The following is a 22,033-nucleotide window of genomic DNA, read 5'->3' as shown; positions in this document are numbered from 1 at the left end:
CCCCGGCGCGGGCGGGCGCCGCGCTTACGGCAGCGCCTCGCCCTCCACCGGCGGCCGCGCGCCCGCATCGGCGCCCAGCACCTTATAGGCCAGGCCGGCCAGCAGCGCCCCGGCGATCGGCGCCACCCAGAACAGCCAGAGCTGCTCCAGCGCGATCCCGCCCTCGATCAGCGCAGGCCCCGTGCTGCGCGCCGGGTTCACCGAGGTGTTGGTGACGGGGATCGAGATCAGGTGGATCAGCGTCAGCGCCAGGCCGATCGCGATCGGCGCGAAGCCGGCGGGCGCGCGGCTGTCGGTCGATCCCAGGATGATCAGCAGGAACATGAAGGTCAGCACCACCTCGATCAGCAGGCCGGCCATCATCACATAACCGCCGGGCGAATGCGCGCCAAAGCCGTTCGACGCCACCCCGCCGGTATAGCCCGGCGCGCCGCTGGCGATGTGATAGAGCAGCGCCGCCGCGATCACCGCGCCGATCACCTGCGCGATGACATAGAGCGGGATGTCCTTCGCCGGAAAACGGCCGCCCGCCCACAGCCCCAGCGTCACCGCCGGGTTCAGGTGGCAGCCGGAGATATGGCCGATCGAATAGGCCATGGTGAGCACCGTCAGCCCGAACGCCAGGCTGACGCCCAGCAGGCCGATGCCCACGTCCGGAAAGGCGGCCGAGAACACGGCGCTGCCGCATCCGCCGAACACCAGCCAGAAGGTGCCGATCATCTCGGCCAGCCCGCGCTGCACATTGGTCATCGCTGATCCCCCGCCTTGCCCGCGCACCGTGCGGCGCGAGTCCCTGCGTCGTGGAGCTTAGGCTTCGTTACGCGGGTGTAAAGTTTTCCGGCAGTCTCAGCGCGGGTGCGCGGCGCGGCGCAGCCGGTCGTTGATCGCCACGCCGATGCCGGTTTCGGGCACCGGCGCCACCGCGATCGCCGCGGCGGGCGCCGCGTCGGCGCGGTGCAGCGCGTCGAACAGGGCAGCCGCCGCCTCGGTCAGGTCGCCCGCGGGCGACAGGCTGTCGTCGCCCGCCACCGGCCCGAAGCCGATCAGCCATTCGCCCGGCCGCGCGTCCCTGGCGTTCAGCCGCAGCGGCTTCGACGGGGCATAGTGGCTGGCGAGCTGGCCGGGCGCGACGATCCCGGTTGCGTCCGGGTCCGCCGCCGTTGCCGCGCCGCCGCCGGGGAACAGCGCCTCGGGCGTCAGCGGGCCGGGGCGCAGGATCGCATGGCCGCGCACGATGGTCGATTCGATCCCCGCGGGCGTCGCGCCGTCGTCGATGACAAGCGCGATGCGATCGCCAAGATTGGCGTCGACATGTTCCGCGCGGGTCGGGCTTATCGTCCCGCTGCGATTGGCCGACGGCGCCGCCAGCGGGCGCCCGCACGCCGCCAGCAGCGCCTGCATCGCCCGGTGGCGCGGCACCCGCACCGCCACCGTGTCCAGCCCCGCCGTCACCAGCGATGCGATCCCCGCATCGGGGCGCACCGGCAGCACCAGCGTCAGCGGCCCCGGCCAGAATCGCCGCGCCAGTTCGCGCGCCGCATCGTCGAACAGGGCGATCCGCTCGGCGGCGGCCAGATCGGGCACATGCACGATCAGCGGGTTGAAGCTCGGCCGCCCCTTCGCCGCATAGATGCCCGCCACCGCGCGCGAATCGGTCGCGTCGGCGGCCAGGCCATAGACCGTCTCGGTCGGCACGGCGACGCATCCGCCGGCGCGAATCACTTCCGCCGCGGCTTCGATCGCGGCCGTTCCGTAGGGTAAGATGCGCGGATTTGTCGGCTTCACGCACCCGGCGCTATAGCGCGCCGCAGACCCCCGCAAGAGAGGAAGCCATGTTCACGCCCGCCACCGCCGAACAGAAGTTCGTGCTCGATCACATCGTCCGCGTCGCGACGCTTTCGGACGACGCCACGCCCGACATGGTGGAGGCCGTGCTGGAAGGCGCGGGCGCCTTCGCAGCGGGCGAGTGGTTCCCGCTGGAACGCAGCGGCGACACGGTGGGCGCGCGCTGGACCGAGGGCGGCGTGGTGATGCCCGAGGGATATGCCGCCGCCTATCGCGCCTATGTCGACGGCGGCTGGGGCACGATCGGATCGCCGGTCGAATTCGGCGGCCAGGGGCTGCCGGTCAGCCTGGCCGCGGCGGTGCTGGAGACGATGGGCACCGCCAACATGGGCTTCGCGCTCGCCCCGATCCTTAGCGTCGGCGCGGTCGAGGCGCTGATGCACCACGGCACGCCGGAGCAGCAGGCGACCTGGCTGCCCAAACTCTCGACCGGCGAATGGACCGGCACGATGAACCTCACCGAGCCCCAGGCGGGCAGCGACGTGGGCGCGCTGAAGGCCAAGGCTGAGCCGCGCGCCGACGGCACCTGGTCGATCAGCGGCACCAAGATCTTCATCAGCTTCGGCGATCACGACATGGCGGACAACATCGTCCACCTCGTCCTGGCGCGCACCCCCGGGGCGCCCGCGGGCACCAAGGGCATCTCGCTGTTCCTGGTCCCCAAATACCGGCTGAACGCGGACGGCACGCCTGGCGAATTCAACGACGTCCGCGTCGTTTCGATCGAGCACAAGATGGGGCTGCACGCCTCGCCCACCTGCGTGCTCAGCTTCGGCGATAACGGCGATTGCCTGGGCGAGCTGGTGGGGCCGGAGATGGGCGGCATGCGCGCGATGTTCACGATGATGAACAACGCCCGGCTCAACGTCGGCCTCCAGGGCGTGCAGGTGGCCGAACGCGCCACCCAGCGCGCGGTGGCCTATGCCCGCGATCGGATCCAGGGCGTGCGTGCGGGCGCCCCCGCCGCGATCGTCGAGCATCCGGACGTCCGCCGCATGCTGATGCGGATGAAGGCGCAGACCATGGCGGCGCGCGCGCTCGTCTATCTGGCGTTCGGCGAGCTGGACCGGGCACGCGCGGGCGACGCTGCGGCGGAGGTGCGCGCGGGCCTGCTCACCCCGCTGGCCAAGGCGCACGGCACCGATCTGGGCAACGAGGTCGCCTCGCTCGGCGTGCAGGTCCATGGCGGCATGGGCTATATCGAGGAGACCGGCGCCGCCCAGCATTTCCGCGACGCGCGCATCACGCCGATCTATGAGGGCACCAACGGCATCCAGGCCGCCGATCTGGTCGGCCGAAAGCTGAGCATGGATGGCGGCGCCGCGCTGCTGGCGCTGATCGCGGAGATGCGCGGCGAGGCGGAGGACGCAGGGCTCATCGCGCTGATCGACGCCTGCGCGGAGGTGGTGCGCCACCTGCTTGCGGCAGAGGCCGACGACCGGCTGGCGGGCAGCTATCCGTTCCTGACGATGCTGTCGGTCGCGGTGTGCGGCTGGCTGATGGAGAAGCAGGGCCGCGCCGCCGCGGCGGCGGAGGGCGATCCCGCCTTCCTGGCGATGAAGCAGGCGGCGGTGCGCTTCTACCTGGCGCAGATCGTGCCGGAGGCGCTGGGCCTGAAGGCGGCCGCCACCGCCAGCGCGGCGATGCTCTATGCCGTGGGCGCGGAGGAATTCGCGGCCTGATCCGCGGGCGGCGGGGGAAAGGCGGCCAGGAACGCCGCTGCGTCGTCCAGGCGCAGCGCGATCCGCCGCACCGGCCGGCGGCGCGGTCCCGCCGGCATCGGCGCGGCCAGCTCCACGATCAAATTGGGCCAGGCGAGCAGCGCGGCGTTCAGCGTATCGCGCGCCTTCACCACGTCCCGGGTGACGGCGCCATGCACGCGCACGATCGCTTCGCGCGGGATGCCATGGTCGATCAGGATGCCCGCGCGCACCCGCAACGCGCCGTCGCCCAGCAACAGCACGGGCCGCAGCCGCAGCGATTTGACCAGCCCGATCATGTAGAGCAGCGCGATATCGCTGATCCCGAACAGCACCAGCGCCGCCATCGGGCTCCAGTGGCTGAGCAACAGGTGCGTCACGCCGATCTCGATCACCTGCAGCGCGATCATCGCGCTCATCATCGGCGCCAGATGGCGGTGATAGGCGAAGGCCGTGGCGCCCGCGGGCACGTCCGGCGCGGCGTTCCAGCGGAACAGCGCAAGCCGGAGCAGCGACAGCTCCGCCGCCGCCAGCCGGGCGAGCGGCCGGGGCATCAGTTCCGCCGCAACGTCGGTCCAGCCGCTTCCTCCACGCCGCACGGCCACCGCGCGGGCAATGCTCCAGCCGGTGTGGAGCGCGACGAGCGCGGCGATCGCGCCGATCGCCACCGGCATCGCCCACAGCGCCGCGCGGATCGGCTGGGGCAGGCCGATCGCCCCGGCGGCCCCCGCCGCCGCCAGCGCGGCCAGCGCGGGGCGCCACAGCGGCGCTCCCGCCTGCCGGCGCGCGCGGGCGACCACCGGCAGCGTCAGCGAATCGGCGGCGATCCACAGGAACAGCAGCGCGGCCGTGCGCGGATATTGCGCGGCGATGGGCGTCCGCACCGCGATCCAGGCGAGCGCGAGCGCGGCGAACGGAGCCGCCCGGGCCAGCAGCGCGCGCGGATCGCGGAGCAGGCCGGCGAAGCCCGCCGGGCCGGTAGGGGCCTGACCATCCATGAGCCGCGTCTGCGCCCGCGGCGCGCGCAGCGCAAGGCCGGGGTTACTTCCCCGCCTTCTCCGGCCTCAGGCTGGTCCAGGAACGGCCTTCGCGCGTGGTGGTGAACCAGCTTATCGGGTTCAGCCAGCTTCCGGTGCCGTCATAGCTGTGGGTGATCAGCTCCGCGCGGCCGCTGATCGTCTCGACCGGCACCGGGCCGCCCAGCCCCAGGTTGTCGAGCGGGAAGCGGCTGTCGGCCGATGCGTCGCGATTGTCGCCCATCAGGAACACATGGCCATCGGGCACGGTGACCGGCCCGTAATTGTCGCCGAAGCTTTGCTGCGACGGGTCCGCCGCGTCGGCGGTCAGGTCCACCGTGTCATAGCTCACGCCGTTGGGCAGCGTCTCGCGGAACAGCGGCAGGCGGCAATAGAGCTTGCCGTCCGGCCCCGCCAAACGGAAGCGCGCCAGCCGCGGCTCGTCGCACGGCAGGTTCTCGTCCACCGGCAGCGCCGCCGCGCCCACGGGCACGCGGCGCACCACCGCGCCGTTCAGGATCAGCCGGCCCTGGCGCACCTCGATCCGGTCGCCGGGCAGGCCGATCACGCGCTTGATCAGGTCCGCCCCGTCGCCGCGCCGCGCCACGGTCACGATGTCGCCGCGCTCGGGCAGGCGGCCGAACAGCTTGCCCGGGATCACCGTGGCCGGGTGGATCGCCAGCGAGGCATAGGACCAGCCATAGGGATATTTGCTGACGATGAGCTGATCGCCCTTCAGCAGCGTGGGCATCATCGAGCCCGAGGGGATGTACATCCTCCGCGCCGCCGCGCTCTGGAACAGGAAGATGCCCAGCACCAGCAGTGCCCAGCCCACGGCGGACCGCCATGGGCTCGTCTTCTGTTCGTCATCCATGTGCGGGTTCCCGTGGAGGAGGGTCAGGCCAGCTCGCGATCGAACAGGTCCTGCACGTTCAGGCCCAGCAGCGCGATATGATCGCGGATGCGCGGCCAATAGCCGTTCAGGAAGCGCTCGCGCTCGGCGATGCGCAGCCGCTCCACCGCGCCGGGCAGCACGAACATGCCCACGCCGCGGCGCACCTCGACATAGCCGTCGTCCTGAAAGCTTTGATAGGCCTTGGCCACGGTAAGCGGGTTGGCGCCATGTTCGGCGGCCAGCGCGCGCACCGAGGGGAGCTGATCGCCCGCGCGATATTCGCCGCGCAGAACCGCCGCCGCGATGCTTGCACGCAGCTTCAGATAGACCGGCGAGTCCTCATGCTCGAGCGCTGTCATGCTGCCATAATACAGCAATCAGCCTTCGCGTCCATACCCCGGATTCCACTTATGTGCGATTTCGGACAGTTCGGGACGCGGCCGTTCCTCCAGCGGCTTGGCCGGGGTGCCGATGAAGACGAAGCCGGCGATCCGCTCGCCCTCGCCGCCGAAGGCATCGCGCACCCGGTCCGAATAGGTTGCCCAGCCGGTCAGCCAGCCGCCGGCGAAGCCCAGCGCGTTGGCGGCGTGGAGCAGGTTCATGCACGCCGCACCCGCCGACAGCTCCTGCTCCCACACCGGGATCTTGCTGCCCGTGCGCGGCGTGGAGAGCACCACCACCAGCGCCGGGGCCTGATAGGCGAAATCGCGCACCGCCGCGTCGATGTCCGCGTCCGATGCGCCGGGCCGCTCGATCTTCAGCGCATCGCGCAGCAGCGCGGCGAAGGCGTCGCGCTGATCGCTTTCCACCGTCACGAAGCGCCAGGGCGCGAGCTTGCCATGGTCCGGCGTGCGCGCGGCGATGGCGATCATCCGGTCCATCTGCGCCGCGTCCGGCCCCGGCGCGGCCAGGTCGCGGGGCTTGCCCGAACGGCGGGTTGCGAGGAATGCGAGCGGCGTCGAGCGATCGTTGAGCGTCATGCCGCCCAGCTAGGCGGCGCGGCGGCGCATGACAATGCGCTTGGCAAGCCGGATTGCGGCGTTAGGTTCCCATGCCATTCATCGTTCTGTCACGGGCACTCGCACGGGCACGGAACGGACAGGCAATCAGAGGGGGTCGAACCTTGCCTCAATTCAAAGACATGTCGCTGTGGGTAGAGGGCGACTGGATCGCGGCGGCCGCCGTGGTCCTGCTCTTCGCCTTCCTCGCGGGCGGCGCGCTGATCGCGACCAGCCGCAAGCCCGAGTTCGCCGGCCATCCCAAGGGCCTCTACATGCTGTTCTTCGCCGAGATGTGGGAGCGTTTCTCCTACTACGGCATGCGCGCGATCCTGGTGTTCTACCTGGCGCAGCACTGGCTGTTCTCGGAAGCCAAGTCGAACGTGATCTACGGCGCCTACACCGCGCTGGTGTACATCACGCCGGTGCTGGGCGGCTATCTGGCGGATCGCTACCTGGGCCAGCGCAAGGCGGTTCTGTTCGGCGGGCTGCTGCTCGCGGCCGGCCATTCGCTGATGGCGGTCGAGGGGACGGGCGGACAGAATGATCCGACGATCAACGTCTTCTGGCTGGCGCTCGCCTTCATCATCGTCGGCTCGGGCTTCCTGAAGGCCAACATCTCGGTGATGGTGGGCCAGCTCTACAACCTGACCGACACGCGGCGCGACGCGGCCTATACGATCTTCTACATGGGCATCAACGTGGGCGCCGCGCTGGGCACCATCATGGTCGCCTATCTCGGCCAGACGATCGGCTGGGGCTATGGCTTCGGCCTGGCGGGCATCGGCATGCTGGCGGGCCTGGTCGTGTTCGTGCTGGGCAAGCCCGCGCTGCGCGGCGCCGGCGAGGCTCCGGCCCCGCTCGACCGATCGAAGGAGATGATGCTCTACGGCGTCGGCTTCGCCTCGGTCGCGGTGATCTGGGCGCTGGTGCAGTATCAGGACGTGATCCAGACGCTGCTCGCGGTCTCCGGCATCGCGCTGCTCGGCTATGTCCTCTACGAGAGCTTCAAGCTGCCCAAGGAGCCGCGCGAGCGCATGTTCGCGATCCTGTTCCTGATCTCCTTGAACCCGATCTTCTGGGGCCTGTTCGAACAGGCGGGCGGATCGATGAACCAGTTCACCGACAAGTTCGTCGATCGCAGCGGCGTTCCGGCGGGCATCTTCCAGTCGATCAACCCGATCTACATCATCCTCTTCGCGCCGCTGTTCGCCGGCTTGTGGCAGATGCTGGCGAAGCGCGGGCTGGAGCCTTCGGCGCCGGCCAAGTTCGGCATCGCGCTGCTCCAGATGGGCCTCGCCAACCTGGTGCTGGTGTGGGGTGCGAAGGCCTGGGGGATCGAGGCGATGACGCCCGTCATCCTGGTCTTCGCCTACTACCTCCTGGCCACCACCGCGGAGCTCTGCCTCTCGCCGGTGGGCCTGTCCGCGATGAACCGGCTGGCGCCGAAGTTCCTGGCGTCGCTGATCATGGGCGCCTGGTTCTACATGACGGCGGTCGGCAACTTCGTGGCCGGCAAGATCGGCGAGGCGACCGGCGGCCACGACGGCGCGATCACCAAGGACGGGCTGCTCCACATCTACGACCTGTTCGGCTGGATCGCGATCGGCGTGGGCGTGGTGGTGCTGCTGCTCAGCCCGATGGTGCGCAAGTGGATGCACCTCGACACGCTGCGCGACGACGGTGCGCCGATGGGCGCGGAGCCGGAGGGGCTGCGGCCTCCCAAGACCGACCTGTAGGCCGGACCTGAACCGGAAGAGGGGGCCGCGGCCCCCTCTTCTATTTCTGGGGTCACGCGACCGGGATCGCGCGACGGCGCCACGTCCCCGGAAGGAGCCCGGCGCTCATCCCACCCGGTTCGCCACCAGATCGTCGACCACCGCCGGATCGGCCAGCGTGCTGGTATCGCCCAGGCTGGTGACGTCGCCCTCGGCGATCTTGCGCAGGATGCGGCGCATGATCTTGCCGCTGCGCGTCTTGGGCAGGCCGGGGGCGAACTGGATCGCGTCGGGCGTGGCGATCGGGCCGATCTCGGTCCGCACCCATTTGACCAGCTCGGCCCGCAGCGCCTCGTCGCCCGTGCAGCCGGCGTTGAGCGTGACATAGGCGTAGATGCCCTGGCCCTTGATGTCGTGCGGCATGCCGACCACCGCGGCCTCCGCCACCTTGGGATGGAGTACCAGCGCGCTCTCCACCTCGGCGGTGCCCATGCGGTGTCCGCTGACGTTGATCACATCGTCCACCCGCCCGGTGATCCAGTAATAGCCGTCGGCATCGCGACGGCATCCGTCGCCGGTGAAATATTTGCCCGGATAGGTGCTGAAATAGGTCTGGAAGAAGCGCGCGTGATCGCCCCAGACGGTGCGCATCTGCCCCGGCCAGCTCCGCGCGATGACCAGGTTGCCCTCGGTCGCGCCGTGCAGCACCCGGCCGTCGGCATCGACGATCTGGGGATCGACGCCCGGGAAGGGCAGCGTCGCCGATCCGGGCTTCAGCGCCATCGCGCCGGGCAGCGGGGTGATCATGTGGCCCCCGGTCTCGGTCTGCCACCAGGTATCGACGATGGGGCAGCGCCCCTCGCCCACCACCTCGTGATACCAGCGCCACGCCTCCGGATTGATCGGCTCGCCCACCGTGCCCAGCAGGCGCAGCGACTTGCGGCTGGTGCGCGTCACATGCGCGTCGCCCTCGCGCATCAGCGCGCGCAGCGCGGTGGGGGCGGTGTAGAGGATCTCCACCTTGTGGCGGTCCACCACCTCCCAGATGCGGGCGGCGCTGGGCCAGTTGGGCACGCCTTCGAACATCAGCGTCGTCGCGCCATTCGCCAGCGGGCCATAGACGATATAGCTGTGCCCGGTGACCCAGCCGATGTCGGCCGCGCACCAATAGACCTGGCCGGGGCGGTAATCGAAGGTCAGCGCATGCGTCAGGCTGGCCCAGAGCAGATAGCCGCCGGAGCTGTGCAGCACGCCCTTCGGCTTGCCGGTGGAGCCGGAGGTGTAGAGGATGAACAGCGGATCTTCCGCACCCATCGCCACGGGCGGGCAATCGGCGGGCTCGCCCGCCGCCGCCTCGTGATACCAGATGTCGCGGCCCGGCTGCATCGGCACGTCGCCGCCGGTGGCCTTCACCACGATCACCTTCTCCAGCGCCGGGGCGTGGGCGGCGGCGGCATCGACGTTGGTTTTCAGCGGCACCTTCTTGCCGCCGCGCCGCCCCTCGTCCGCGGTGATCACGACGCTGCTGTCGCAATCGGTGATGCGCCCGGCCAGCGCCTCGGGCGAGAAACCGCCGAACACCACCGAATGGATCGCGCCGATCCGCGCGCAGGCCAGGATCGCGAACGCGGCCTCCGGGATCATCGGCATATAGACGGTGACGCGATCGCCCTTCTGCACCCCTTGCGCCTTCAGCACATTGGCGAAGCGGCAGACCTCCTCATAGAGCTGGAGATAGGTGTAGCTGCGCGGCGCCTCGGCGGGATCGTCGGGCTCCCAGATGATCGCGGTGTCGCCGCCGCGGCTGGCTAGGTGGCGGTCGATGCAGTTGGCGGCGACGTTCAGCTTCCCGTCGGCGAACCACTGGATGTGGAAATCGGCCTCGTCGAACGACCAGTCGCCCGCGATCTCCGGCCGCTTGATCCAGTCCAGCCGCCGCGCCTGCTCCAGCCAGAAGCTGCCCGGATCGGCCAGGCTGAGGCCGTGGAGCCGCTCATATCCCGCGGCATCGACGCGCGCGCGCCGCGCCCATTCCGCCGGCACCGGATAGATGCTGTCGCTCATGCGCCTCGCTCTCCTGTTTCTGCGCGCCCCCTTTGCCCGCCGCGCGGCGGGGGGTGCAAGCAAGGATTTCGCGGTCCGCCGCCTTCGTACCGTCACATGCCGCGGCTAGCGCGCACGGCATGATGCGGATGTTCCGATTGTCCCTGCTGCTGCCGTTCGCGCTGGCGCAGGGCTGCGCGCCGGGGCACAGCGTCGCCGTGACCAAGGATGCGGCGGAGGCAAGCCCAGTGATCATCATCGCCCATCGCGGCGCCAGCGGCGAACGGCCCGAACACACGCTGCTCTCCTATGAACTCGCCATCGCGCAGGGCGCCGACTTCATCGAGCCCGATCTGGTGCCGACGAAGGACGGCGTGCTGGTGGCACGGCACGAGAACAACATCACCGACACCACCGACGTGGCCGATCATCCCGAGTTCGCCGCGCGCAAGACCACCAAGACGATCGACGGCGAACGCCAGACCGGCTGGTTCACCGAGGATTTCACGCTGGCCGAGCTGAAGACGCTGCGCGCCAGGGAACGGCTGCCGATGCTGCGGCCGGGCAACAAGGCGTTCGACGGCCAGGCGCAGATCCCGACGCTGGACGAGATCATCGCGCTCGCCAGGCGCGCGAGCGCGGAGACCGGGCGCACGATCGGCATCTATCCGGAAACCAAGCACCCCAGCTATTTCGCGTCGATCGGCCTGCCGCTGGAAGCGCGGCTGGTGGCGGCGCTGGACGCGGCGGGATGGCGCACGGCGGCGGCGCCGGTGTTCATCCAGTCGTTCGAGGTGGCGAATCTGAAGCGGCTGCGCACGATGACCGGCGTGCGGCTGATCCAGTTGATGAGCGCGGCGGGCGGGCCGGCGGACGGCGCCGCGCCCAGCTATGCCGCGATGGCCACGCCCGATGGTCTGCGCGCGATCGCCGCCTATGCCTGGGGCATCGGGCCGGAAAAGGCGATGATCCTGGCGCCCGGCGCGGCGGCACCCTCCGCGCTGGTGGCCGATGCGCATGCCGCGGGGCTGAAGGTGCATCCCTGGACCTTCCGCGCGGAGAATTTCTTCCTGCTGCCGCAATATCGCACCGGCACCAATCCGGCCGCGCACGGCGATCTGGCGGGGGAGATCACGCAGTTTATCGGAATTGGCGTGGACGGTTTATTCACCGATTACCCTTATATCGCCGTCCAAGCGCGTGGTGCTGAGGGACGGCCCACCCGCTGACAGGGGGTCGATCTATGCGCGTTTCCGTTGCTCTTCCGGCGCTGGCCGGCGTTTCGCTGCTGCTTTCGGGCTGCGGCGCTCCTTCGGTGCTGGGTGTCGCCACCATGCCGTTCAAGGCGGGTGCGCAGGCGGCCGACTGGGCCACCACCAGCCAGGACGAATCCGATCGCAACTATGGCCGCAAGATGCGCAAGCAGGAGGCCCGCGACGCCAAGGCCCGCAAGGAGCGCGAGGCGGCCTGCCGCAAGAAGCCGCGCAACTGCGGCGGCGACGGTTACGAGACCTCGTTCGACCATTGACCGGTATCGCCGGCCAGCGTGCCGGCGACCGCGAGCAGCACCTCCGGCTTGAACTGTACCCACAGGTGGCTGCTCTCGATCTCGATCGATCGGCACGCGCCGTCGTGGCAGATCAGCCCGTTGACCAGCCCGTCGCTGCGGCTCCAGATCGCGGTGGCGGGCACGGGCAGCGGCGCGGCGGCCTCGGCCGAACGCTCCTGCACGCCGGGATCGCTGATCCGTTCGCCGCTCAGCAGCTCGAACGCGCGCCACACATTGGTTGACGTGGGCGGTCCGGCGAAGGGCGCGCTGATCGTGATCACCTCGCGCACCAGATCCGGCCGGCGCTGCGCCACGATCCGCGCCATGATCCCGCCGAGCGAGACGCCGACGAGCGTCACCTTTTCCCCCGCCTCCGCCGCCATCGCCTCCACCCGCGCGATCAGCCGCTCCGCCTCGCGCCCCACGGTGCGCGTGCCAAGGTTGGCGCCAAGCCCCCAGCCCCGGACATTGTAGCCCAGCCCCCGCAGGAACCGCAGCAGCGCCAGGTTCGAAAGATCGACGTTGCCCAGCCCCGGCAGCAGCATCACCGGCCGTCCGTCGCCGCGCGGGGCGGCGCGCAGCCTGCGCCCGCTGAGCGCGAGCGATGCCATGTTCCACGCCGCGCGCGGGGTTTCCGCCAGGAACGCCAGCCGCGATGGCGGCACGCCGGGCGAGGTGCTGACGAGCGCGGGGTTCACAGCCATGGAGACGCTTCAACTGGTTTCATATGTCACCAATTCACGCGATGCAGCGCCCATGCTATGCCGCGCGGATGACAAAGGAAACGCATATCCTGGAACGCCCGCCGGAGGGCGCCGCGGCCGACTGGACGATCCCGCAGCAATGGGAGCGCTATACCGCGGAGGAACATGCGACCTGGGACCGGCTGTTCGCGCGCCAGGCGAAGCTGCTGCCCGGCCGCGCCTCCCAGGCCTATCTGCGCGGGCTGGAGGCGCTGGAGCTTTCCAAGTCCGGCATCCCGGATTTCGAGGAGCTGTCGGAACGGCTGATGAAGCTTACCGGCTGGCGCGTGGTGGCGGTTCCCGGGCTGGTGCCCGACGATGTGTTCTTCGATCATATGGCCAACCGCCGCTTCGTGGCGGGCAATTTCATCCGCCGGGCCGACCAGCTCGACTATATCCAGGAGCCGGACGTCTTCCATGACGTGTTCGGCCATGTGCCGATGCTCGCCGATCCGGTGTTCGCCGATTATCTGGAGGCCTATGGCCGCGGCGGCATGCGCGCGCTGGATCTGGGGGCGCTCAAGCAGCTCGGGCGGCTCTATTGGTACACGGTCGAATTCGGGCTGGTGCGCGAGGCGGGCGGGCTGCGCATCTATGGCTCGGGCATCGTATCCAGCTTTGGCGAGAGCCTGTTCGCGCTCGACGATCCCAGCCCCAACCGTATCGGATTCGACATGCGGCGGGTGATGCGCACCGAATACCGGATCGACGATTTCCAGCAGAACTACTTCGTCATCCCCAGCTTCGAGGAGCTGCTGCGCCAGACCGTGGAAACCGATTTCGCCCCGCTCTATGAGGAGATCCTGCCGCTGCCGGACATCCCCGTCGCGGCGATCCTGCCGGGCGACGCGGTGATCACGCGCGGCACGCAGGAATATGCGAAGGGTCGGGCGTGAAGGAACGGATTTTCGGCATGATGTTCGGCGCCCGCGACGACGCCGAGGCGGAGGCCACCCTGCTCCGCGCGATGGAGGAACTGAAGGCGAAGACCGCCGCACACGACGCCACGTGGCATCTGGGCGAATCGCACTGGGCGGTGGACATGGAAACGGGCCGCATCACCTTCACCAACAGGCGCGGGATGGAGATCGTCGCGCCGATGCAGGTGATCGGCACCTTCAATACGCGCGACGACACCTGGCTGTGGGGTTGGGACCATCCATCGGTGCCGGAGCCGCTGGCCGAGCATGCCCGGCTGGCGCGCGCGTTCGGCGAGAAACACGGCCTGGAACGTTACACCACCCGCAAGATCGTCGCGAGCGAGGCCGAGGCATGGGAGTTCACCGCGCTCGCCTGCCACCTGGGGGGAGCGCAGGGCGCCTACCGGGGACCTGCGGGCACCACCCTGGTGTTCATGACCTTCGGCGAACTGACGATGCGCAAGTCGCCTGCGGACTGACCGCAGGCCTGCCCGCTCAATCGCGGACCACGCCCACCTCGGCGAAGGGCCGGGGCTCCACCGGGGGCACGGCCGGCTCGTTCAGCTCGCACTGCCACAGGCCCACGTCTATCCAGCGGCCGTGCTTGTACCCCACCTCGCGATAGACGCCGGTGCGGCGGAAGCCGACCGCCTCGTGCAGCGCGATCGATGCCTCGTTGGGCAGCGCCAGCGCGCCGATGGCGTGGACGAACCCCTGGGCGCGCAGCGTATCGATCAGCGCCTCGTACAGCAGCCGCCCCGCCCCCTGCCGCTGCGACACGTCCGCGACATAGATCGAGGTTTCGACGACATAGCGATAGGCCGGCCGCTCGCGGAAGCGGGTGGCATAGGCATAGCCGATCACGCCGCCCGATCCGGGAACGCCCTCCGGCCCGCTGGTCGCGACGATCCAGGGATACAGGCCGTCGCTGCCCGTCATCCGCGCGCGCATCGCCCGCGCGTCGGGCGGATCGATCTCGAACGTCGCCGTGCCGGTCAGCACGTGCGGGGCATAGATGGCGGCGATCGCGGCCGCATCCTCCGGCCGCGCGGCGCGGATGCCGATCATCCGAACAGCCGCGCCAGCACCAGATCGAGCAGGCTGCGGTCCTCGCGCGCCGGGGTCGCCGGGCCGAAGCCCGCGCATTCCAGGCAACGCGCCTGCACGCTGCCGCTGCCCATCACCAGCCGCCGCGCATCGCCCAGCGCCTGGGCCAGCACCAAGCGGCGCTCGCCTGCGATGCGGGCATAGGCATCCGGCCCGGCCGGCGTATCGACCCAGTCATGCTCGTCCTCGCCCCCGCCCGAGGTGAGATCGGAGATCAGCTTCATCCAGCCCGATTCCTCTTTCTCCAGGAACACCGGATGGACCTTGGCGGGATCCAGCTTGGCGCGGCGCGCGGCCTCGGCGATCGCGTCGTTCAGCCCGCCGAAGCGATCGACCAGCTTGAGCTGATGCGCCACCCCGCCGATCCAGACGCGGCCCTGGCCGATCTCATCCACGCGCTCGGGCGTCAGCTTGCGCGCGCCCGCGACCAGCCCGATGAACCGCTTGTACCCCTGCTCGATCATCGCCTGCAGGATACGGTCGGTCTCCGCATTGATGCCGCCCATCACGTCGGGCTGGCCCGACAGCGGCGTGGTGCGCACGCCATCGGTGGTGACGCCGATCTCGGCCAGCGACTTTTCGAAGCTGGGGATCACGCCGAAGATGCCGATCGATCCGGTGATCGTCCCCGGATCGGCGAAGATCGTGTCGCCCGCGGTGGACACCCAATATCCGCCGCTGGCCGCCAGGCTGCCCATCGATACCACCACCGGCAGGCCCTGCGCCTTGGCGGTGAGGATCGCCTGGCGGATGCGTTCGGAGGCGAGCGCCGAGCCGCCCGGCGAATCGACGCGCACCACCAGCGCCTTCAGGCTCTTGTTGGCCAACCCGTCGAGCACCAGCTTGGCGATCGTGTCGCCGCCCGCTGTACCGGGGCCGGCCTGGCCGTCCACGATCTCGCCCGCCACGGTGATCACGCCGATCGCGTCGCCGCCCTCCGGGGCGGGATTGGACGCCACCCAGTCGTTCCACTTGATCGCCTTGAACGTGCCCGCGGGCGCGCCGTTGCGCGCACCGGCCAGTTCGGCCACGCGCTTGCCGAACGCCAGCCGGTCGCCCGTCTTGTCGACCAGCCCGGTGGCCAGGTTGGCGGCGGCCAGGTCGCCCTGCGCGCCGGTCACCACCGCGTCCGGCGCGGTCAGATATTCGGCGATCTTCGCCTTGGGCCGCGCTTTGGCGATCGCTTCCTTCCACTGATCGAACATCGCGGAATAGAGCGCCTGGTTGGCCTCGCGCGCCTCGGGCGACATATCGGCGCGCGTCTGCGGCTCGACCGCCGACTTGAACTTGCCGACCTTGTAGACATGGATGTTGACCGACAGCTTGTCGGCCAATCCCTTGTAATAGAGCCGCGATCCGCCCGGGCCGGCGAACAGCGCGCCACCCATCGGATGCACCCAGACCTCGCTGGCGTTGGCCGCGATCTGATAGCTGTCGTCGGTGTAAGCGGTCGCATAGGCCAGCACCTGCTTGCCCGATGCGCGCACGCGGCCGACCGCCGCCGCCACCTCGCCCACCGCGGCCGGATAGCCGCCGGCGAAGCGATCGAGATCGAGCACCACCGCCTTGACACGATCATCGTCCTTGGCCGCGTCGATCGCGCGCACCACGTCGCGCAACCGCTGCTCGCGCATCACCTCGCCGCCGTTCAGCCCTGCGAGGGGATCGGCCTCGCGCGGCTGTTCCACCAGCGCGCCGTCGAGCGAGACGATCAGCGCGCCCGTGCCCACCGATGCCGCGTTGGGCCGCGCCGAAAGCGCCGCGAACAAAAGCCCGAAGAACAGCAGCATGAAGATAAGGACGAGCCCGTCCTTGATCGCCACGAGTATCTTCCATGCACCACGGACGAGATTCACGTTCGCGCTCCCAGAGATTGCGATTGCCCCGCGCCGATAGCTACCGGAACCGCGGGCGCGAGTAAACCGACTGTATTATTGCAACAATACAGAGCGTCCCGTTCCTGGGCGCGTCCCCCCGGGCATGCGGCGGCACGAAGATTTTTGTGGCCCGGCGCGGTTGACGGCGGCGGACCGCATACGCATATCCCCGCTCGTTAGCACTCGCCTGCGCTGAGTGCTAAGCTAGAGCAATCCAACTGGAGGGAACAGCGCAATGAACTTCCGCCCGCTGCACGATCGCGTGCTCGTGCGCCGCGTCGAGGCCGAGGAGAAGACGGCCGGCGGCATCATCATCCCCGATTCCGCCAAGGAAAAGCCGCAGGAGGGCGAGGTCGTCGCCGCCGGTGCCGGCGCCAAGGACGAGACCGGCAAGGTGACCCCGCTGGACGTAAAGGCCGGCGACCGCATCCTGTTCGGCAAGTGGTCGGGCACCGAGGTCAAGCTGAACGGCGAAGACCTGCTGATCATGAAGGAAAGCGACATCCTGGGCATCGTCGGCTGAGCCGCACCCGGGACATTCACCTTCCAACCACACAGCAATTGAAAGGGTAGCCAGATGGCAGCCAAGGACGTCAAATTTTCGCGCGACGCGCGCGAGCGGATCATGAAGGGCGTGGACATCCTCGCCGACGCGGTAAAGGTCACGCTGGGGCCGAAGGGCCGCAACGTCGTGATCGAGAAGAGCTTCGGCGCGCCGCGCATCACCAAGGACGGCGTCACCGTCGCCAAGGAGATCGAGCTCAAGGACAAGTTCGAGAACATGGGCGCCCAGATGATCCGCGAGGTCGCCTCCAAGGCGAACGACACCGCGGGTGACGGCACCACCACCGCCACCGTTCTGGCCCAGGCGATCGTTCGCGAGGGCATGAAGTCGGTCGCGGCCGGCATGAACCCGATGGACCTGAAGCGCGGCATCGATCTGGCCGTCGCCAAGGTGATCGAGGACATCAAGGGCCGTTCGAAGGCCGTCTCCGGCTCGTCCGAGATCGCCCAGGTCGGCATCATCTCCGCCAACGGCGACACCGAGGTCGGCGAGAAGATCGCCGAGGCGATGGAAAAGGTCGGCAAGGAAGGCGTGATCACCGTCGAGGAAGCCAAGGGCCTCGATTTCGAGCTCGACGTCGTCGAGGGCATGCAGTTCGACCGCGGCTACCTCAGCCCCTATTTCATCACCAACCCGGAAAAGATGCAGGTCGAGCTTTCGGACCCCTACATCCTGATCCACGAGAAGAAGCTGTCGAACCTCCAGTCGATGCTTCCGATCCTCGAGGCGGTCGTGCAGTCGGGCCGTCCGCTGCTGATCATCGCCGAGGACATCGAGGGCGAGGCGCTGGCCACGCTGGTGGTGAACAAGCTGCGCGGCGGCCTGAAGGTCGCGGCCGTCAAGGCGCCGGGCTTCGGCGATCGCCGCAAGGCGATGCTGGAAGACATCGCGATCCTGACCAAGGGCGAGGTGATCTCCGAGGATCTCGGCATCAAGCTGGAGAGCGTGACGCTGGGCATGCTGGGCACCGCCAAGCGCGTGACCATCGACAAGGACAACACCACCATCGTCGATGGCGCGGGCGATGCGGAGGCCATCAAGGGCCGCACCGAGCAGATCCGCAGCCAGATCGAGACCACCACCAGCGACTATGACCGCGAGAAGCTCCAGGAGCGTCTCGCCAAGCTGGCCGGCGGCGTGGCCGTGATCAAGGTCGGCGGCGCCACCGAGATCGAGGTGAAGGAGCGCAAGGACCGCGTCGACGACGCGCTGCACGCGACCCGCGCGGCCGTGGAAGAGGGCATCGTTCCGGGCGGCGGCACCGCGCTGCTCTATGCCACCAAGGCCCTGGACGGCCTGAAGGGCGCGAACGACGACCAGACCCGTGGCGTGGACATCGTCCGCAAGGCGATCACCGCGCCGCTCAAGCAGATCGCGCAGAACGCGGGCCATGACGGCGCCGTCGTCGCGGGCAAGCTGCTCGACGGCAACGACAGCACGCTGGGCTTCAACGCCTCGACCGACGTCTATGAGAACCTGGTTGCGGCCGGCGTGATCGACCCGACCAAGGTCGTGCGCACCGCGCTGCAGGATGCGGCCTCGGTCGCGGGCCTGCTCATCACGACGGAAGCCACCGTCGCCGAGCTGCCCGAGGACAAGGCTCCGGCCATGCCCGGCGGCGGCATGGGCGGCATGGGCGGGATGGACTTCTAAGTCCTTCCGTTCGCTCGGAAATGCGAAGGGCCGGGGAGCGATCCCCGGCCCTTTTGCTATGCGCGGAAGGCTGGGCGGCTCAGACGCCGCACCCCATCCTCCCCCTCCCGGTAGCCTGCGACCGCCAACTCCCCCTGGCGGAGGCCGACAATGGATCCCGGCGCCTACCCTACCCGATCGGGCGCGTCGGCTTGGGCGTCGGGCGCGGAGTGGCGCGCAGGCGCGTGGGCGTGGGGCTGGGCCGGGGCGTGACGCGGGTGACGGGCGCGCGCAACGTGGGCCGCGGCGTCGGACGGGGCGAGGCTGTCGGCTTCGGCGTCGGCCGTGGCGTCACCCGGGTCGTGGGCCGCGGTGACGGCGTGACACGCGGCGTGGGCGTGGGGCGCGACGTGGGCTTCGCCGTCGGCCGGGCCGTCGGGCGCGGGGTTGGGCTGGTCACCGGGCTCGGCCGCGTCCAGGGCGGGCGCCGGGTCGGCGAAGCGGACGGCGTGGGGCTGGGCGAGGGCGCCGGCGTCGCACTGGCGCTAGGCGACGGACTGGGCGTGGCCGCGGGCGGCGCGGTTGGCGGCGGCCCGCCCGATGGCGCGGGCGAAGGCGCCGGCGGCGGCCCTTCCTCCGATCCCAGGCTGGGCGGCGATCCCAGCGCCTCGATCTGCCCGCGCCGCCACGGCGTGACCAGGATCGGACCCAGCGGCTCGGCGCCCGGACGGCGGAAGAACAGCACCTGTCCCGGCGCGTCCAGCACGGTCACCACGCCCGATCCGTTGACGTCGATCGCGCCCTGGCCCAGCAGGATCAGCGTCGCCTGGTCCACCGGCCCGCCATCGGGCTTGTAGTTGGGATCGATCGCGGCCCAGATCGTCTCCGCTTCCGGCCCGATCACGCCGTTGAATGCGGTTCCGCGCACGCCGATCGTCGCCACTGGGGTCTTCACCGGCACCTGCCCCGCGTCGCGATGCAGCGCCACGCCCGAAACGAAGCGGAACGCGCCCTTGCCGAAATTGAGCGACATGCTGCTGGCGCTGCGCTGGGGATCATAGACATAGCTGTCGATCGTCACCGCCGAATTGGCGCCCATGCTGAACATCGTCGCATCGGTGAAGCGCACGCGGATCGCGCCGTCCGGCCCGGTCGCCAGCCGGTCGTTGGCGAAGACCGGGGTCTGCAGCTTCGCCTCGGTCGGCGGCGCGGGCGGGGTGGCGATCGTGGCGGCGGGGTCCACCGCCACGGCGGCGCCGATCTCCGCGGGTGTCTTGGCCGGTTCGGGCTGCGGCCCGCACGCAGCGAGCATGAGCACCGCCACCAGCCCCAGCGTCCTTCGCATCCCCGCTCTCCCGCGCATTGTCCGGATCGGCAGGGGATAGCAGCAATGGCGGCATGACGCACGCGGCCAGCGGCGGCGGGTGGGAAGCGCCTCGCGTGTCACCGCCCTAGCACAATAAAGCACTTCCCTTGCGCCGCGGATCGCGCCAGATTGGCGGCATCACGATTTTCCCGGGAAGCACAGCCACATGACCGAAATGACCCGCCGCGAAGCGCTGACCGCCGCCGCGCTTACCACCGCCGCGATCGCCACCGCCTCCGCCGCGCTGCCCGCCTGGGCGCAGGATGCCGCCGCTGCCGACGGGCCGATGTGGGACCTGACCGAGATATATCCGGACTGGGCGGCATGGGATGCGGCGCGCAAGACGGCGCTGGCCGCGGTGCCCGGGCTGAAGGACGCCCAGGGCAAGCTGGGCGAGAGCGCGGCGACGCTGGCCGGGGCGATGACCGCCCAGTCAGACCTGGGCCGCACGATCGCGCGCATCTTCGTCTACGCCAGCCTGAAGGGCGACGAGAATGTCGCCGACGCCGCCAACCAGGAACGGCTGGCGCAGGCGCGCGACCTGTTCACCGCCTATGGCGAGGCCACCGCCTGGACCTCGCCCGAGCTGATCGCGCTGGGCAAGGAGAAGATCGAGGGGTTCATCGCGCAGAGCGACGTGCTGCAGAAGCGTTTCGACTTCACGCTGCGCGACACCGTGCGCCAGGCCGATCACACGCTGTCGGCGGAGGGTGAGGCGCTGCTGGCCAGCGCGGGATCGCCGCTGGCCGCGCCGGGGCAGATCGCGGGCCAGCTCCGCTCGTCCGACATCCCCTGGCCCACCGTGAAGCTTTCGACCGGCGCCGAGGTGCGGCTGGACAGCCAGGGCTATACGCTCAACCGCGACGCCGCGAACCGCGCCGACCGCAAGACCGTGTTCGACAGCTTCTGGACCGCGCACGGCCAGTTCCAGAATTCGTTCGGCGCGACCTATGAGGCGAAGATCCGCGGCAACATCTTCTACGCCAAGGCGCGCAAATACCCGACCGCGCTCTCCGCCGCGCTTTCGGGCAACAACATCCCCGAAGCGGTGTACCGCACGCTGGTGGCGGAGGCGAACAACGGCCTGCCCCAGCTCCACCGCTATTTCGCGTTCCGGCAGAAGATGCTGGGGCTGCAGGACCTGCACTATTACGACATCTATCCGCCGCTGGTGCAGCTCGATCGCAAGTTCACGCTCGATCAGATGCGCGCGGTGACGCTGGAGGCGGTGAAGCCGCTGGGCAAGGACTATGGCGAGCGCATCGCCAAGGCGACGGCGGCGAAGTGGATGGACCCCTGGCCGCGCAAGGGCAAGCGGCCGGGCGCGTACATGCAGCCGGGCGCATATGACGTGCATCCCTTCCTGCTGCTCAACCTGTCGGAGAAGTACGACGGGCTCAGCACCTATGCGCACGAATGGGGGCATGCGCTCCATTCGCTGCTCGCCCAGTCGGCCCAGCCCTATGACAAGGCCGGCTATTCGATCTTCCTGGCGGAGATCGCCTCGACGCTGAACGAGGAACTGCTGGTCGCGCACATGCTGAAGCAGGCGAAGACCAAGGAGGAGAAGCTCTTCTACCTCGGCCAGCAGATGGAGAATTATCGCGGCACCTTCTTCCGCCAGACGATGTTCGCCGAGTTCGAGCTGAAGGTCCACGACATGGCCGAGGCGGGCGAGGGCCTGTCGGGCAAGAAATTCACCGCCGTCTATCTCGATCTGCTCAAGCGCTATCACGGCCCGGGCATGGAGATGAACCCGGTCTATGCCAACGAATGGGCGTATATCCCCCATTTTTACAACAGCTTCTACGTGTATCAATATGCCACCTGCATCGCCGCGGCGGGCTATTTCGCGCGGGCGATCCTGAAGGGCGGGGCCAAGGAGCGCGAGAATTACCTGTCGGTGCTGAAGGCCGGCGGATCGGACTATCCGGCCGAGGTGCTGAAGCGCGCGGGCCTCGATATGGCGAGCGCCGCGCCCTACCAGGCCCTTGTCGCGAACCTGAAGGATACGCTGGACCAGGCCGAGAAGCTGATGGCCTGAACCGCCGCTGGCGGC

The 22,033-nt window shown here is 69.5% G+C and carries 20 protein-coding genes; 9 read left to right on the top strand and 11 right to left on the bottom strand.

The window, feature by feature from the left end; all coding sequences use genetic code 11:
- Positions 1–24 precede the first annotated feature (24 nt).
- Together aqpZ and OM513_RS04550 are read right to left on the bottom strand one after the other, a co-directional pair.
- Positions 25–750 (bottom strand): aquaporin Z, encoded by a 726-nt coding sequence (aqpZ, locus tag OM513_RS04555; RefSeq protein WP_264942931.1) that lies wholly within the window; start codon positions 748–750, stop codon positions 25–27.
- Positions 751–846: 96 nt separating this feature from the next.
- On the bottom strand, positions 847–1,785 hold the full coding sequence (locus tag OM513_RS04550; protein WP_264942930.1) for an L-threonylcarbamoyladenylate synthase: 939 nt from the start codon (positions 1,783–1,785) through the stop codon (positions 847–849).
- Positions 1,786–1,832: 47 nt separating this feature from the next.
- Here OM513_RS04550 and OM513_RS04545 point away from each other — a divergent pair, with 47 nt between their 5' ends.
- Positions 1,833–3,527, top strand: a complete 1,695-nt coding sequence (locus OM513_RS04545) for an acyl-CoA dehydrogenase (RefSeq protein ID WP_264942929.1) — start codon at positions 1,833–1,835, stop codon at positions 3,525–3,527.
- On the opposite strand, the gene OM513_RS04540 is transcribed toward OM513_RS04545, so the two are convergent.
- From OM513_RS04540 to OM513_RS04525, 4 genes are read right to left on the bottom strand one after another with little or no spacing between them, the layout of a single operon-like run.
- The gene (locus OM513_RS04540; RefSeq protein WP_264942928.1) at positions 3,494–4,543 is read right to left on the bottom strand and encodes a hypothetical protein; all 1,050 of its coding nucleotides are present in this window, start codon (positions 4,541–4,543) and stop codon (positions 3,494–3,496) included. The two genes, OM513_RS04545 and OM513_RS04540, sit on opposite strands and share 34 nt — an antisense overlap.
- Positions 4,544–4,586: 43 nt before the next feature.
- The gene (lepB, locus tag OM513_RS04535) at positions 4,587–5,435 is read right to left on the bottom strand and encodes a signal peptidase I (protein ID WP_264942927.1); all 849 of its coding nucleotides are present in this window, start codon (positions 5,433–5,435) and stop codon (positions 4,587–4,589) included.
- A gap of 23 nt (positions 5,436–5,458) precedes the next feature.
- Positions 5,459–5,815: a GntR family transcriptional regulator gene (locus OM513_RS04530; RefSeq protein ID WP_264942926.1), complete on the bottom strand. Its 357-nt coding sequence runs from the start codon at positions 5,813–5,815 to the stop codon at positions 5,459–5,461.
- 18 nt (positions 5,816–5,833) lie between these two features.
- Entirely contained in the window at positions 5,834–6,436 is a 603-nt protein-coding gene (locus OM513_RS04525; RefSeq protein WP_264942925.1) for a nitroreductase family protein, read from the bottom strand.
- Positions 6,437–6,597: 161 nt separating this feature from the next.
- On the opposite strand from OM513_RS04525, the gene OM513_RS04520 reads away from it, so the two are divergent.
- The gene (locus tag OM513_RS04520) at positions 6,598–8,193 is read left to right on the top strand and encodes a peptide MFS transporter (protein ID WP_264942924.1); all 1,596 of its coding nucleotides are present in this window, start codon (positions 6,598–6,600) and stop codon (positions 8,191–8,193) included.
- Between the two features lie 105 nt (positions 8,194–8,298).
- Here the strand turns inward: OM513_RS04520 and acs are convergent, their stop codons facing one another.
- Complete coding sequence (acs, locus tag OM513_RS04515; protein WP_264942923.1) at positions 8,299–10,236, bottom strand: acetate--CoA ligase; 1,938 nt, start codon at positions 10,234–10,236, stop codon at positions 8,299–8,301.
- A gap of 119 nt (positions 10,237–10,355) precedes the next feature.
- Between acs and OM513_RS04510 the strand changes: the two genes are divergently transcribed.
- Positions 10,356–11,444: a glycerophosphodiester phosphodiesterase gene (locus OM513_RS04510; protein WP_264942922.1), complete on the top strand. Its 1,089-nt coding sequence runs from the start codon at positions 10,356–10,358 to the stop codon at positions 11,442–11,444.
- A gap of 14 nt (positions 11,445–11,458) precedes the next feature.
- Complete coding sequence (locus OM513_RS04505; RefSeq protein WP_264942921.1) at positions 11,459–11,743, top strand: hypothetical protein; 285 nt, start codon at positions 11,459–11,461, stop codon at positions 11,741–11,743.
- On the opposite strand, the gene OM513_RS04500 is transcribed toward OM513_RS04505, so the two are convergent.
- Positions 11,719–12,468 carry an esterase/lipase family protein gene (locus OM513_RS04500; RefSeq protein ID WP_264942920.1) on the bottom strand — a complete coding sequence of 250 codons (750 nt, stop codon included), beginning with the start codon at positions 12,466–12,468 and terminating at the stop codon, positions 11,719–11,721. The two genes, OM513_RS04505 and OM513_RS04500, sit on opposite strands and share 25 nt — an antisense overlap.
- Positions 12,469–12,536: 68 nt before the next feature.
- Here OM513_RS04500 and phhA point away from each other — a divergent pair, with 68 nt between their 5' ends.
- Positions 12,537–13,403, top strand: a complete 867-nt coding sequence (gene phhA, locus OM513_RS04495) for a phenylalanine 4-monooxygenase (protein WP_264942919.1) — start codon at positions 12,537–12,539, stop codon at positions 13,401–13,403.
- A complete protein-coding gene (locus OM513_RS04490; protein WP_264942918.1) occupies positions 13,400–13,906 on the top strand; it encodes a DUF6882 domain-containing protein in 507 nt (168 codons plus the stop codon). Before phhA ends, OM513_RS04490 begins: the two co-directional genes overlap by 4 nt.
- Before the next feature lie 16 nt (positions 13,907–13,922).
- Here the strand turns inward: OM513_RS04490 and OM513_RS04485 are convergent, their stop codons facing one another.
- Both OM513_RS04485 and sppA read right to left on the bottom strand, forming a co-directional pair.
- Positions 13,923–14,495: a GNAT family N-acetyltransferase gene (locus OM513_RS04485; protein ID WP_264942917.1), complete on the bottom strand. Its 573-nt coding sequence runs from the start codon at positions 14,493–14,495 to the stop codon at positions 13,923–13,925.
- Entirely contained in the window at positions 14,492–16,390 is a 1,899-nt protein-coding gene (gene sppA / locus OM513_RS04480; RefSeq protein WP_264942916.1) for a signal peptide peptidase SppA, read from the bottom strand. Before sppA ends, OM513_RS04485 begins: the two co-directional genes overlap by 4 nt.
- Before the next feature lie 256 nt (positions 16,391–16,646).
- Here sppA and groES point away from each other — a divergent pair, with 256 nt between their 5' ends.
- Together groES and groL are read left to right on the top strand one after the other, a co-directional pair.
- Complete coding sequence (gene groES / locus OM513_RS04475) at positions 16,647–16,934, top strand: co-chaperone GroES (protein ID WP_264942915.1); 288 nt, start codon at positions 16,647–16,649, stop codon at positions 16,932–16,934.
- Between the two features lie 54 nt (positions 16,935–16,988).
- Positions 16,989–18,629: a chaperonin GroEL gene (groL, locus tag OM513_RS04470; protein WP_264942914.1), complete on the top strand. Its 1,641-nt coding sequence runs from the start codon at positions 16,989–16,991 to the stop codon at positions 18,627–18,629.
- 169 nt (positions 18,630–18,798) lie between these two features.
- On the opposite strand, the gene OM513_RS04465 is transcribed toward groL, so the two are convergent.
- On the bottom strand, positions 18,799–19,953 hold the full coding sequence (locus tag OM513_RS04465; protein WP_264942913.1) for a FecR family protein: 1,155 nt from the start codon (positions 19,951–19,953) through the stop codon (positions 18,799–18,801).
- Between the two features lie 187 nt (positions 19,954–20,140).
- On the opposite strand from OM513_RS04465, the gene pepF reads away from it, so the two are divergent.
- Positions 20,141–22,018 carry an oligoendopeptidase F gene (gene pepF, locus OM513_RS04460; protein WP_264942912.1) on the top strand — a complete coding sequence of 626 codons (1,878 nt, stop codon included), beginning with the start codon at positions 20,141–20,143 and terminating at the stop codon, positions 22,016–22,018.
- Positions 22,019–22,033 lie beyond the last annotated feature (15 nt).

Origin of the sequence: Sphingomonas canadensis (assembly GCF_026013525.1) — a bacterium.
GTDB lineage: Bacteria > Pseudomonadota > Alphaproteobacteria > Sphingomonadales > Sphingomonadaceae > Sphingomonas > Sphingomonas canadensis.
The sequence above is the reverse complement of the archived record's forward strand: the minus strand, read 5'-3'. Positions and strand labels throughout refer to the sequence as shown.